11 protein-coding genes are annotated in these 13498 nt (G+C 41.2%); 9 read left to right on the top strand and 2 right to left on the bottom strand.

All coding sequences use genetic code 11. The annotated features are described in order from the left end of the window. The first annotated feature begins 96 nt into the window (after window positions 1-96). The 3 genes from H6G79_RS35315 to H6G79_RS35305 all read left to right on the top strand — a co-directional run bounded on the left by H6G79_RS35315 (window position 97) and on the right by H6G79_RS35305 (window position 2898). On the top strand, window positions 97-510 hold the full coding sequence (locus H6G79_RS35315; protein WP_190594773.1) for a plasmid mobilization protein: 414 nt from the start codon (window positions 97-99) through the stop codon (window positions 508-510). After that, entirely contained in the window at window positions 485-2011 is a 1527-nt protein-coding gene (locus H6G79_RS35310) for a relaxase/mobilization nuclease domain-containing protein (RefSeq protein WP_190594772.1), read from the top strand. Before H6G79_RS35315 ends, H6G79_RS35310 begins: the two co-directional genes overlap by 26 nt. 446 nt (window positions 2012-2457) lie before the next feature. After that, the gene (locus tag H6G79_RS35305) at window positions 2458-2898 is read left to right on the top strand and encodes a hypothetical protein (protein WP_190594771.1); all 441 of its coding nucleotides are present in this window, start codon (window positions 2458-2460) and stop codon (window positions 2896-2898) included. Window positions 2899-2968: 70 nt separating this feature from the next. On the opposite strand, the gene H6G79_RS35300 is transcribed toward H6G79_RS35305, so the two are convergent. Beyond that, entirely contained in the window at window positions 2969-3331 is a 363-nt protein-coding gene (locus H6G79_RS35300) for a hypothetical protein (RefSeq protein WP_190594770.1), read from the bottom strand. 242 nt (window positions 3332-3573) lie between these two features. Then, a complete protein-coding gene (locus tag H6G79_RS35295) occupies window positions 3574-4662 on the bottom strand; it encodes a HEAT repeat domain-containing protein (protein WP_190594769.1) in 1089 nt (362 codons plus the stop codon). Between the two features lie 369 nt (window positions 4663-5031). On the opposite strand from H6G79_RS35295, the gene H6G79_RS35290 reads away from it, so the two are divergent. The 6 genes from H6G79_RS35290 to H6G79_RS35265 all read left to right on the top strand — a co-directional run bounded on the left by H6G79_RS35290 (window position 5032) and on the right by H6G79_RS35265 (window position 13343). Beyond that, window positions 5032-5892: a DUF1186 domain-containing protein gene (locus H6G79_RS35290; RefSeq protein ID WP_190594768.1), complete on the top strand. Its 861-nt coding sequence runs from the start codon at window positions 5032-5034 to the stop codon at window positions 5890-5892. A gap of 95 nt (window positions 5893-5987) precedes the next feature. After that, window positions 5988-6743, top strand: a complete 756-nt coding sequence (locus tag H6G79_RS35285) for a ParA family protein (RefSeq protein WP_190594767.1) — start codon at window positions 5988-5990, stop codon at window positions 6741-6743. Beyond that, the gene (locus H6G79_RS35280; RefSeq protein ID WP_190594766.1) at window positions 6740-7849 is read left to right on the top strand and encodes a ParB/RepB/Spo0J family partition protein; all 1110 of its coding nucleotides are present in this window, start codon (window positions 6740-6742) and stop codon (window positions 7847-7849) included. Before H6G79_RS35285 ends, H6G79_RS35280 begins: the two co-directional genes overlap by 4 nt. An 88-nt stretch (window positions 7850-7937) precedes the next feature. After that, window positions 7938-10808, top strand: coding sequence for a DEAD/DEAH box helicase (locus tag H6G79_RS35275; protein WP_190594765.1), 2871 nt, complete (start codon window positions 7938-7940; stop codon window positions 10806-10808). A gap of 133 nt (window positions 10809-10941) precedes the next feature. After that, entirely contained in the window at window positions 10942-11472 is a 531-nt protein-coding gene (locus H6G79_RS35270; RefSeq protein WP_190594764.1) for a hypothetical protein, read from the top strand. 215 nt (window positions 11473-11687) lie between these two features. After that, the gene (locus tag H6G79_RS35265; RefSeq protein ID WP_190594763.1) at window positions 11688-13343 is read left to right on the top strand and encodes an IS1182 family transposase; all 1656 of its coding nucleotides are present in this window, start codon (window positions 11688-11690) and stop codon (window positions 13341-13343) included. The last annotated feature ends 155 nt before the right edge of the window (window positions 13344-13498 follow it).

The raw sequence follows: 13498 nt of genomic DNA, 5'->3' as shown, positions 1-13498 counted from the left end.
GTCTTAAAGCTGACGCTTTACCTCGCTGCGCTCGGACGACGGCTTGTTCAAGGGGGAGTACCCCCTTAAAAAACCCCCCTCGTGTTGTGCCGAAAAATGGTCAATCGCAAGCAATCAAAAAGACTTGTTAGGAAGCACCTCTTCTCACTGAGGTTGAGTGAGATTGAGTTGGATTTGTTGCGGATAAAATCAGCAGATGCGGGAATGTCAGCGAGTGAACTGATGAGGCGTAATGGATTGCTGCGACCACTGCCGAAACGACTAAGCAAGATTAGTTTAAAAGCATATTGGGAATTAGGACAAATCGGCAACAACTTAAATCAGCTTGTCAAAGCCACCAACACAGCCATAAAGATGGGGCGTACTCCACCAGCTAACCCTGAACTGTTAGAAGAACTTTTGGAAGTCTTGCATCAGTGCAGACGAGACATTGCACAAGTTGACACCGAATCAGATGACTGGTCAGAAGAGGACGAGGACGAAGATGATTGGCAAGCAGACGAAGGGTAGAGGTTTTCGCAAGCTGTTGGATTATCTACACAACAGTGAAAATGCCAAGCTGATTGGCGGTAACATGAGTGGCAGAAACGCCAGAGAATTAGCCAGTGAATTTCGACTGTCTCGACAATTAAACCCAGATGCCGAGCGTGTGGTTTACCATGTCTCATTGTCAGCCGCCAAGGATGACGTAATCTCTGAAGATAAATGGTGTGAAATTGGCAATCGCTACATGAAAGAAATGGGTTTTGATGTTAATCAATATGTCATCTTTCGCCACGAAAACACCGACGATGATCATGTTCACATTGCCGCCAGCCGAATCAGGTTAGATACAGGGTTACTGGTTGATGATTCTTGGGATTATGTGCGCTCTGAGAAAGTGCTGCGGCAGATTGAAATTGATTATGATTTAGTTCAAGTTCAGGGCAGCAGAGAAAAACTGAATCGCACCCAAAGCACAGGACAATTTAGACGCATTCAGCGAGAGCAAGAAGAGTATGAAATTGGTAGGCGTGATACTCCACCAGAAACCAGTGTTAAAGAGTCAATTCAGCAGACAATTGACCGCGCATCTGTTGACAATCCCCAAATGCCCGAATTTATAACGCGGTTGCAGCAAGCTGGTATTAGTGTAAGGACAGGATTTACCAGGAATGGGAAGTCAAAAGGCATTTCATACCAGAAAGATGGAGTTGCTTTTAGTGGCACACAGTTAGGTGCAGCTTATACCTTCCCTGGTTTGCAAAAACATCGTGGTGTTGACTACCAGCCAGAACGTGATGATGAGCGCATTAACGTAATTCTGTTGATTCCTTCTGTTCCACTGCCAATTGAGCAGGCAGAAAAGTTTCTTCAAGAAATTGAACTCAAACAAACTCAATTCACTCCACCACCAGAAGATGAAAGTTTACGCCCGGTATTGCAAAATTACCTCACTCAAAAACGCGGTTTAACCAATTTCCTTGTAGGGGCATTACAACGCCAGGGGTTAGGTTATGTAGACCAGCAGGAAAATGTTGTCTTTATTAAGCGCGATCTGAACGGTGAAAAGTCAGGCGCACTGCTTTGGGATACCACACGCCTTGACAATCGCTGCATAAAGCATCCCGAAAACAGCGATCGCTCACAGGGATGGTTTCACTTAAAATTGGGTGGAGAGGTTGACGATAAAATCGAGAGAGTTATCTTGTGTGATTCCCCAATTGAGGCACTGTCAATTGCACATATTGATAGGGATGCACACAAGGGACAACCACCAGTCAGAACAATGTATATGGCTGTTGATGACCCTAATTCGTTGCCCCTTGAATTGCTAAAGGATGTGAACAGAATTGCTTTGGCATTTAATAACGATGAACAGGGCAACCAAACAGCCCAAGTTGTTCAAAAAATGCTGCCACAGGCTAAAAGAGTTGCACCGTCTGGGCGAACTTGGAATGAGATTTTGATTGAAGCGCAGCAGAAAGAAATGCAACAGCAGAAACAACGGTCTAGGGGTTTTAGTCGGTGAGTCGTGTTGCAGCCCGAACTCGTTGCCGCTATCGCTCAATTAGGCGGTGCTGAGACGGGGCAATAGTTTACTGGTGAAGATGCCTAGTTTATCAAAGCCCCGCCCAGCACTTCGCTATCGCCGCCTAATTGCAACGAGTTCTTAAATCTTCTTAAATATTAGTATCAGTTCTATATAGAGATAAATCTATGCTTTACTATCAATAATCAATCAATTACTTATAGATTTTCTTGCAAGTAAGAAACTGAGTTAAGAAAAATTTGATTAGTTCGCTCAATATCTTTATCTATAAGCTTTGTGAGAGCCAATGCTGTGCAACTTCCTTGCGCGGTCGCGGCTTGGCCAACAGATGGAAGAAGCATTAAACCTAATCTTGACTCATAACTAGCAATCTCTAAATTTGGATATTATCGAAATTCACCAATGGTATTTGAAGCTTTAAAAAGATGGATAAAGACTTTGAAAAGTTAATCAAACAACTTCATAGTATACGTTTACCTGATAATGTAGCTAATGAAATTATCAAACGTGGTAAACCTATTTATGATTATCTCTTAGTTAAAATAGATGAACCCAGCCTCAGTGAATATCAAATTATCAACCTACTTCGGATTTTATATCAGATGAGGTATCACAATATTGAACAATTTATCAATAAGGTTTTCTCATTTACTCAAGATGAAAGAATTAATGTACGCTCAACAGCATCATGGCTGGCTATTTGCTTATTTAGGGCTTCTTCATGTCTAACAAAAGAATTCAATGAATTAAATAATATACCTTTACACCGAGAAAGGCTAATACAATTAATTCATAATTCTTTAGCAATGGGATTACATCAATCAGTTAGGGAACAAGTAGAAACTTTGATTGAACAAAAGATTTAGTTTAACAATGAAGACAGAACCGATGTCGTGTTTTAGGGGTTAAACGACATTGGAGTAAAAGCGCGAACGCTCAGGTACGTTTATTACGTGTTTGATAATACCTTAAACTACGGTCGCCGCCCCAAATCGCACCTAGAATGGTTCCAGCCTGGATAAAACACAGCCGAACAAAAAATAACCCTAGCCCAATCCCTGCTGAACTTAAGCCATTTAGGTCAGGATTTGAATAACTCGGATGAGTTTTAAGTTCCCATTTATACCATATATACCCAAGACAAAAACCAGCAATAGCACCTAGTAAAGCAACAATAAATGACCACATGAACGTTAATAATCCATATTTAATTGAGTTTAAACGCCATATACCAACAAAAAGAAATATTGCTGCTGTAAATTCGGCAACTATTACTGTTAATAAAATTACAATTAGCATTAAATTTACTCACTACTAACATGAGAATTACTTAATATTTTAATAATGTATTTAATGTATGCTATTCAGCTAGAAAATTGTATTTTTTCATAACTGTATTTTGGGACAAGTAAGTGAAATTTAAGTAAAGTAAAACGATGCTAATTAAAAATTATTGCTATTGAAGACTTTCAGCCGCCAATGCTGGATACCTTGATTGCGAAGTCGAGGCTAAAAAACATTACTTGCTAATTAAAAGTTGTTCAAATTATTTTCTCAAGTTCTTTGATTGCCCAATTTGCTTGCTCTAAGGCTTCTTGAAGAGCAATTCGCTCAATCCATGAAGGTGACGGTATGAAAGTTGGAAGATACTGCTGATTATTTTGCACAAATCGTTTCAACGATTCAATAGCTCTGGGATCTCCTAATTTTCTGAGTGCTTGTGCTGCATTATTTGCTACAGAGTATCCCCGGTCTTCTTTCAACCGAGATTCTAATGCTCTCATTAAAGGTTCTACTGCTCTCAAATCTCCAATTTCTCCAAGAATCATAGCTGCTCTTATACGAATTGAGATGTTTTCTTCTCCATTATCCACTTCAGATAAAGGTAGATGAAGGATGTGAATCATTGGTTCTACAAATCTTGGATCTTTAAAGCGACATAAGCTATTAAATATATTGTTTGATAGTAAACATTTAGGTTGAGATATTGCTTTTATTAATTCTTCTAATTCTTCAATAAAATATTTACGTTCAATTTCAGCAAATTGTTTGGGATTTCTTTTTAAGAATGCTCTAAAATAATTATCTTCTGAAGGCTCTGTCAGGTAATAAGCGTTTGTTTCATAGCATTCTGCTACTATTAACATAAAAGTTATTAGGTTAGGATATTTCAATTTAGGTAGACTTCCATCTCCTAAATGACAGTGCATTATAGATGAATATTTATTATTTTCTAAATTACCAAAAACCAGGAAATACTCTAAATCATCAGAACCGAAGATTGGAAACCAAGGTTTATGACAGTTCTCATCTTCTAGTGAAGTATATTCATGCCTAAACTCCTCAATTTCTTGAGAATCTTCTATCGCTTGTTCCAAAGGCAGAAAGTCAAAGCCAGGAATAAAACTAATATCAACAGGTAAACTAATTCTTGAAATATTTGTAAAATCTATACCATTATGCCACTGATAAAGTTCATAAACTTCTTCTGATAAATGAAAAGGTAAATTCTTAATTTGAGATTGAATTTCTTCAATTTTTTTTCCTGGTTTTAGAAGTGAGGCTACCTCTGGTCTATGTTGTTGCAGATGCTTAAAGATTCTTTCTAAAGTTTCTGTCAGAAGTGACATTAAAGTAACCTGTGCAAATAATTAATGTTAAATACAATTAGATTTGCAGTCAATATTTGGAAATATCTTTCTCCCCCAGCTTCGGTTGGGCAATAGAGATACGCAACATTGGCTCTCGAAAGCATTGATTTCACCCTGCTGTATTCACCAATCTAAGAAAATTTGTAAAAAATTTTCTTACTTGAGAGCAATATATCGTATTGTTACCATCTGCTGTAATGAGGTGTTCTCTGCGGGAGGAACAAAAACACTCCTATTTGTAGCGTAGTTTCTTTAGTGATGTGGTTGTATTTGGAGTCAAACTACTGTTAAGAGTAAAGTGCAATCAAAAAACTTGTTCAGTTTCTTAAAGAATTGATTCCAAAATTTATGCCTAAAAATAGTTATTCATCTCCTGTTAATCAATTACTTGACTATCAGCCAGGAACTGAAAAATTATCCCCAGATGAATGGCCTGACTACCGAGAGCTAGGCATCACGGCTGATGATATTCCTGAGTTAATCCGTATGGCAACGGATGAGGATTTATACAATCTTTCAGATGATGACTTTGGTTTTTTTGGTGAAGACAGTTTATTAGAATACGCGCCTCTCCATGCAATTCGGGCATTAGGGCAACTCCGAGCAGAATCAGCAATTGAGCCATTGATTAGCTTATTCCCCAAAATGGATGATGCTTTTGATAATGAAGTCTTGTTCTGCTTGATTGAGGAGTTGACGGATGTTTTAAGCCTGATTGGTTTAAGAGCAATCCCAGCACTCACAAATTTTATTGCTGATGACTCTCATGACGAAACTTGGCGAGTTCACGCTATGGTTACTATCAAAAAAATTGCCTGTGTATATCTAGAGCATCAGGCGGATTGTGTTGCTGCCTTGTCTCAACAGCTAGAGAATTTTGAAGAAAATAGCCCAGAGTTAAATGGTCACATCATTTCTGTGCTAATTGACCTCAAAGCAATAGATTCTTTACCTCTGATTGAGCAAGCTTTTGAAGCGGGGCGTGTTGATGATGAGGTGGTGGGAGATTTTGATGATGTGCATTTTCTTTTTGGCTTAAAGACTAGGAAAACCCTACCGCCTAAATCCCTACCCCCAACTGGCAATCAGCAAACAACATCAAAAATTGTTACTCCCCAACAGAGCGTTAATGATCATGAAAGCTTGGATAAAGCACAACAAAAGAGAGAAGCTCGAAGACAGCGAAATTTAAAAAATTCCTCAAAATAGTTGATACAGCCTGTCAGAAAAACAAAAATAAACATTGTTTCTTGGCTTCTTACCGCTATCTTAAATTGTAACGGTGCAGCTAAACCAACTCACTTATGAGCCGAATCATCGCAGTATTTAATCAGGCGGGAGGTGTTGCCAAAACCACCCTTACCCAAAACCTGGGCTACCAAATAGCGCAATTGGATCATCGTGTCCTGCTCATCGATATCGACCCCCAAGCCAGCTTAACTATCTTTATGGGCTTGGTTCCAAGGGATTTAGACGAAACTGTTAATAATGCCATTGTCGATGAACGACCCCTACCAATTCATGAGGGCATTCATGGCATGGATTTAGCCCCGGCTAACATCTCTCTTGCTACGGCAGAAATGCAATTGGTTAATGCTTCCATGCGTGATTTTCGCTTACGAGAAGCCATCGAACCAATCCAAGAGAATTACGATTTCATCCTTATAGATTGCCCTCCCAGCTTAGGTTTACTCTCTTATATCTCCCTTGTCGCTGCCACTCATGTTCTCGTCCCCCTGGAAACTCATTTCAAAGCCTTTGAGGGTACAGGCGAACTCTTAAAAACCGTCGCTACCGTCCGCAACAAACCCAACCGCAAATTACAAATAGCTGGATTTGTACCCACAAAATACGATGCCCGTAACTCTCAAGACACCCGTACCTTAGCAGCCATCACTGAACAATTAGCCAACGCCGGAACAATATTCCCCCCTATTCCGCGCTCTACCGCTTTTGTTGATGCCTCAGAAGAACGAATGCCCCTGGCAGTTTACGACCCCAAGCACTCCTCTGTGCAAATTTTGAAAAAAATAGCCCTTAGTTTATCAACATTAAAATGAGACGCACCAAAACCACCCAACCCCTCAAAAGCAAAATTGAAGTACCTTGGGACACTACAGCTATTCATAATGCTGCCTCTCCCCAGTCCATGCCCTTAGAGCAGATTACTCTGCCACCGACACAACCACGCCGTTACTTTGACGCAGAAGCGTTAAAGCAGTTAACCGAATCGATAAAACAGCATGGCATCCTCCAACCTCTGTTAGTCCGCCCCGTTGTGGATGGAAAACACGAACTAGTAGCAGGAGAGCGCCGCTATCGTGCTGCAACTGAACTTGGTTTAAAAGAAGTTCCCGTTGTCATTAGAGAATTAGACGATAACGCCGCTTTTCAACTGGCACTCGTAGAAAACCTACTGCGGGAAGACCTTAACCCAGTTGAAGAAACTGAAGGCATCCTGCAACTGCTGGCTCTCAAACTAGGTCGAAGCCTTGAGGAAGTACCCCCATTACTCTATCGTCTACAACGCTTACAAAACAAGACATCTACAGTTACCCATAACGTTATGGGCGCACCCGATAGCGAAGGTGATGAGCCTACCCATAACGTTATGGGCGCAGTTGAAAGTGACTCTGATAATAACGCTATTAGCGAGGATGAAAGCGAAGGTGATAAACCTACCCATAACGTTATGGGCGCAACCGAAACCCCTAATTTAGACCCCAACCATGAGCCATCTGCTGACCCAGATTTAAAAATTGTTGAAGGTGTATTTGATGGCTTAGGCTTAATGACCTGGGCATCTTTCGTCAAGAATCGTCTGCCCTTGCTAAACCTTCCAGAAGACATTCTTTCTGCACTAAGACAAGGAAAACTTGAATACACCAAAGCCAAAGCCATTGCTACTATTCAGGATTTAGACGAGCGCGTTGCCTTTGTAGAACAAGCTATTGCCCAAAACTGGTCTTTAAGCGAAATTAAACAGCGCATTAGTGAAAAGAAAACCCTTGCCTCTAACCCTCAAACTGAATCTAACAATTACAAAGAACGTTTTGCTGTTGCCACCACTAAACTAAAAAAATCACGCATCTGGTCAGACCCAAAAAAACGCAAGCAAATCGAAAAATTGCTCTCACAACTGGAAACGCTTACAAATTTTGAGTGACCTTACCTACCCATAGCATGATGCAGAAAACAGAAGATTGAAATATTTTTTATACTTAGCTTGTGTTCCTTTTTAAGTTTAAGTCCCTATGCTAGAGTCAGAAAAACTGCTCCAGATAGTAAAAGCTTGGTTAAGCTATATCAGATTAGAGGAACTGACTCAAGCTGAGGTCGAGCGTTCTTCAGATATCTATTCAAAAGTAGTAGATAAGGGAGTCCAGCTTGTAGGCAACAAGTTACTCCTAGATAACGAAGTATTTACCCAATTCCAGCAACAGCAACAAGCAGCCACTAGAGGTAACAAAAATGATGTTCAGGTGGCTGTTGCCTTCCCACAAATCTATATAATCAACGGCAAGGGCAAAGACCAAAAGCTGAAATACCTGCCTCTGTTCACTATCGATATTTCACCCATTTTAAAAGGGAATTACCGCAAAACTGGCTGGGACTTGACCGAATACGAGTTTCAGCCAGTGAACGTTAATTTAATGCGGCTGTACAAACTAGAGGAAGAACAAGCCGAATCACTGATTGTTGCATCAGGAATTTTAAAATTCTTAGAAGACACATTTAAAGGAAGATTCTCAACACTTCGAGACTTTCTAGAACTGGTAGACTTCCCCGAAGGAAACTACAAAACCTCTCGACAACCTTATTTGCTACGCTGCGACTTTACCCCCTATAACGCCCTACTTAAGCAAGACATACAAGAAATCTTCAAGGAACTGCAACAACCGGACTCTAAGGTAGAATGGCTAACTGAAACTCACCCAGCCATGCAGTACATCTGTGGTCAGCCACAATTACCCAGAGATGAGGTGATATTCTGGGGTGCTTTCCCTTCACACGCACCTGATGAATTTCAAGCGTCCGTCCTCAAACACGCCCAAGAAAACTTACTAACTGCTGTTTGTGGGCCACCGGGGAATGGAAAAACCGAGGTGTTTCTGCACCTCATAGCACAGCAAGTAGTAAATCGGGCGTTACGGCTTGTTCATGGTCTTGATGATGTAAATAATTTAATCTTCTTTGTCGGCGCTAATAACAGCACCGTTAAAAAATTTCAACAACGACTGACTATAAATTCTCCTGCTCAACAGTTTTATCTTCCAGGCGGGAACCAAACTAATATCCGTAAGGAAACCTTACCTAAACTGCAATCAACCCAAGATTGGCTGCGTAATGCTGAATTTAACCTAGATTCTTGGCAACAAGCCAAACTCGAATTACTGCAAGCAGAAAGTGAAATTCAACAACTCCAAGAGCAAGACCGCTTGAATACTGCTCAAAAAGTTATTGACATTGAACGGCTAGAGCAATTTGATGTAGAAATCCAATCTCTCAATAACGAGATTGCAGCTAAGTCTGCCGAGTTGCAAGCCCTAACTGAACAGCTATCAAGTTTTGCTGCTTACGAAAATTTTCCCATTGATGCCTACCAGCAAATACAAGAAGCGTTATTCCAAGCAGAACGGGAACTGCCAAAAGATTCTGACTCTATCACAAAACGCGCCTTGGACTGGCTCAATGCTACTACCGACAAGCGAATTTTTCAGCGTTTGGCGAATCGAGTAAACGCGGCTGTTTTAAATACCTTGGCTACAGCCCATCCGTTTCAGATACCCCTTGACCCCTCCAGTCTTACCACAGCAATCACCAGCATTAACCAAAAAATTGATTTGTTACGGCAATGGCGCAATCTAAACCTGGAAGTAACTGAAATTCAAAACCAAATAGCGGCTTTAACTAGGGAACTAGAGCTAAAGCAAGCTCAACAGCAACAAATCCAAAAACAACTTGATAGTTACCCCCAAGCAGATTTCTTGTGTCGTTTTTACCGTGACTACCACCAATTGCAGCTAGAACTATTTCAACGAGCCTGGGCGTTTCTGTTGCAAGAAACTGTCCGGCGCAAAGATAGCGTTATGAGGGCATTAGAAACTTACGGCAGCGTATTAGCTGGGGATGGAGAGGCATTGCTAAAACTGTCAACTGATAGTGATGCCATCTTAAGTCACTTGAGCTTGATTTTCCCGGTTATTACCTCCACCCTCCAATCAATGCGTAATATGTTGCCAATTCTTCAGCCTAATATCATCAAGCTGGCACTGGTGGATGAAGCGGGGACAACTCTTATACATCAGTTATTTCCTTTGCTTGTGCGATCGCAACGGGCAGTAGTGGCTGGCGATCCCCAACAAATTGAGCCAATCGTTAACATGAGCGACGATAGCATCAAGCAATATTTCAAAACTGCCTTTCTGGATCGGGGCATGAAGAATGAAGATTACTATCGCTATGCCCCCACTGCCAAATACACAGCGACCGCTTATCATCGTGCTGCTGGTGCTAGTGGCACAGAAAGTGACAATGGCAATGGCATTATCCTTAGAAATCATTACCGTTGCACCCCATCTATTATTCAATTTTGCAGTCCCAACTATCCCGGTGGTCTGCAAATTCTTTCCAATAATCACCAGACGGCAACAGAACCGCATCTATTGGCTTACCATGTCGAGGGAAGCCACACCCATAACACTAATCCAGAAGAAATCAACGCTGTAGAAGCTGTAATTACATCCTTGCTGAAGCAAGGTTACTCTATTAGCTCGGATGACAACTCAAAGACAATTGGGGTAATGTCGCCGTTTTTGCAGCAAGCTAACGCGCTCAGGTATCGGCTTTCTACCCGTTGGCGAAACTTTTCTTGGGATGATATTGGCACAGTTCACACCTTTCAGGGGGGAGAGAAAGCAGCTATCATCTTTTCTCCTTACCAGTGCCACCAAGAGCATAGTTTTTGGTTTCTTAATCGGAAACCTAATTTACTAAATACAGCCGTTAGTAGGGCAAGGGAATTGTTTGTTTTGGTGGGTAATCTTAGGGAACTAGAATTAGCAGGCGGTGAAACCAAGCGGTTAGTTGAACATATTCGGCAACATGGAGAAATTCGCACTTGAGTAAGGCTAAAATGTCCTCATTATTTCTGGTTGACCTATGAAAAAATCAGCTTCACAGGCTTACATCGCACATTATTGGTTGCGAAAGCTAAGATGACCGATAAATCATTGACAGTTATGCAAGGAAAATCTCGTGAATCCTGTACCTTCATATCAAATTATTGAGTTTTTGGAGTGGCTTAATTCTCAACGACAGTATTCTATAACTGAGGAGTTTAATCAAGAGCAACTTTCAGAATTAGCACTCATTTTTCTAAATGAAAAGTGGCAACAATCACTTTTCGGGCGCTCACGTCGGTCTTCTTTTCAATCATCAGAAAGACATACTGAACCTATTGACTTTTACATACGTTCAAGAAATGAAGAGGCATATCGCCTAGCAAAATCTCTCAAAATGCTAATTGATGGTAAATTTGATTCTTATGATTCGACTATAGCCTCTAATCATGAACTTGCCCAGCGTCTTATGAAAGCCTTGGGTGGCACTTCAACGGATATAGTTCAGTCACTAGAATTCCTGAAGTGGTTGCAAAGAAACTATCCAAAACTTAATATTACAGGTAACATCCCTAGTGGGGGTGGATATAGCGAAGCTGTTATGAGGGGCAAGATAGCTGGAAACTATTGCTATATATACGCTATAGCATTTTTGACATCTAACTAGAATTTCTGCATGAATGCACTGCTACTTTTCACCCCATAATTGCTTTTCGCCTACCAAAGAGAATTAGGGTGGCCGCCGAGATACGGATACCGTTGGCGAAATATTGCTTAACAAAAAAAATGGCAGATTTTCCGTGTATTACACGGATAGACTAAAATTTAGTTGGTTGCTTCAATTATCAATAAACTAGAAGAAATACCTTTGGAGGGAAGTATATGTGTTTACATCCCGAAGAAATTGCTCCTATTCCTGATGAAACGGTACGTGTAGCCAAAGCCGCATTTCCAAAAGGTAATCTTTATATGCGATTGCGTGATGAACTTGGGGTGTTTTATCAGGATGAAGATTTCGCATCACTGTATCCACAACGGGGTCAGCCAGCACAAGCACCTTGGCGATTGGCGATGATACTGGTGATGCAATATTTAGAGAACTTATCTGATAGACAAGCAGCGCAAGCAGTCCAAGGGCGAATTGACTGGAAATACGCTTTGTCCTTAGAGTTAACAGATCCAGGTTTTGATTTTAGTGTTTTAAGCGAATTCCGCGACAGATTAATCGCCGGTGGTGTTGAGCAGCAAATACTAGACAAAATGTTGTTGAGATTTCAGGAACTCAAACTTTTGTCAGCAAAAGGGAAACAGCGCACTGACTCAACTCATATATTAGCTGTAGTCAGGGAACTAACAAGACTGGAACATTTGGGGGAAACCCTGCGCTATGCCTTGAATGCTGTGGCTGAAGTTGCACCCATTTGGCTAAAGTCATTAGCTCCCGCTGAGTGGTATGACCGCTATAGCAGACGCTTTGAAGATACCCGATTGCCTAGAACAGCTTCAGAGCGAGAAGTTTTAGCCCAGACAATAGGGGCTGATGGCTTTTATTTACTCGATAACATCTATTCCCAAACTGCCCCCATTGAATTGCGACAACTGCCAGCAGTAGAAGTCTTGCGTCAGGTTTGGTTACAGCAATACTATGCACCAACAGACAAGATCCAGTTACGCAACGAAAAAGATGGGCCACCGGGAGCAGTACGAATTCGCTCTCCCTATGATTTAGATGCCCGTAACAGCACCAAACGCACTACTAACTGGACAGGGTACAAAGTGCATCTGACAGAAAGTTGTGATGAAGACTCACCTCACATGATCACTCATGTAGAAACGACTGCTGCCACAACCCAAGACGTAACAGTTGTTCCGTCAATTCACCAAGCTCTGGGCGAAAAAAACCTCCTGCCTCAACAGCACTTGGTTGATCAAGCATACACATCAGCACAATTACTTTCTAGCTCCGAGCGCGACTATAACATTGACCTACTGGGGCCAGTAGCCCTCAATGTCGGATGGCAAGCAAAGGCTGGACTAGGATTTGATTTATCTCACTTTAAAATAGATTGGGACGAAAAAGCAGTCTATTGTCCTCAAGGTAAGCGTAGTTACCTTTGGAAGAAAAATAAAAATTTTTATGATAAACCCCTAATTTACGTTGAGTTTCGGCAGCGTGATTGTTTGGCTTGTCCAGTTCGCAGCCAATGTACTCGTGCAAAAACCAACCCGCGCGGGTTAAGCATACAGGTGCAATCTGATTATGAAGCTCTTCAAAAAGCAAGAGTTCGACAAGAAACTGAGGAATTCCAAAAACAGTATGCACTACGCTCAGGCATTGAAGGTACTATCTCTCAGGGCATCCGAGCATTTGAATTGCGCGATTGCCGTTATATTGGGTTAGCTAAAACTCATCTACAGCATATTCTGACGGCTGCTGCTATTAATCTAAGTCGAGTTTTCGCATGGTTAGAAGATATACCACGGGCTAAAACTCGTTCCTCACACTTTGCAAGATTGGCAGACGCTACTGTGTACTAGATAATACTTGTTTAGACTGTTGCGAAAACATCAATAAGATTTGGGGCGTGAGTAGCAACGGAACAGAAAACCGGGATAAGAAAATTGAGTTGAAAAACTAGAAAAAACCGCAGCCATGTATATACATAGGTGAAAGGTTGAAAATGCGTCACTAT

It is taken from the genome of Anabaena sp. FACHB-83 (assembly GCF_014697485.1).
In the GTDB taxonomy this organism is placed as follows: Bacteria; Cyanobacteriota; Cyanobacteriia; order Cyanobacteriales; family Nostocaceae; genus Nostoc_B.
The sequence above is the reverse complement of the archived record's forward strand: the minus strand, read 5'-3'. Positions and strand labels throughout refer to the sequence as shown.

Bases quoted from the DNA above. Each gene is read 5' to 3' on its own strand.
- H6G79_RS35295 (WP_190594769.1), bottom strand. From the start codon at position 4,662: ATGTCACTTCTGACAGAAACTTTAGAAAGAATCTTTAAGCATCTGCAA.
- H6G79_RS35310 (WP_190594772.1), top strand. From the start codon at position 485: ATGATTGGCAAGCAGACGAAGGGTAGAGGTTTTCGCAAGCTGTTGGAT.
- H6G79_RS35280 (WP_190594766.1), top strand. From the start codon at position 6,740: ATGAGACGCACCAAAACCACCCAACCCCTCAAAAGCAAAATTGAAGTA.
- H6G79_RS35300 (WP_190594770.1), bottom strand. From the start codon at position 3,331: ATGCTAATTGTAATTTTATTAACAGTAATAGTTGCCGAATTTACAGCA.
- H6G79_RS35305 (WP_190594771.1), top strand. From the start codon at position 2,458: ATGGATAAAGACTTTGAAAAGTTAATCAAACAACTTCATAGTATACGT.
- H6G79_RS35290 (WP_190594768.1), top strand. From the start codon at position 5,032: ATGCCTAAAAATAGTTATTCATCTCCTGTTAATCAATTACTTGACTAT.
- H6G79_RS35265 (WP_190594763.1), top strand. From the start codon at position 11,688: ATGTGTTTACATCCCGAAGAAATTGCTCCTATTCCTGATGAAACGGTA.
- H6G79_RS35285 (WP_190594767.1), top strand. From the start codon at position 5,988: ATGAGCCGAATCATCGCAGTATTTAATCAGGCGGGAGGTGTTGCCAAA.
- H6G79_RS35315 (WP_190594773.1), top strand. From the start codon at position 97: ATGGTCAATCGCAAGCAATCAAAAAGACTTGTTAGGAAGCACCTCTTC.
- H6G79_RS35275 (WP_190594765.1), top strand. From the start codon at position 7,938: ATGCTAGAGTCAGAAAAACTGCTCCAGATAGTAAAAGCTTGGTTAAGC.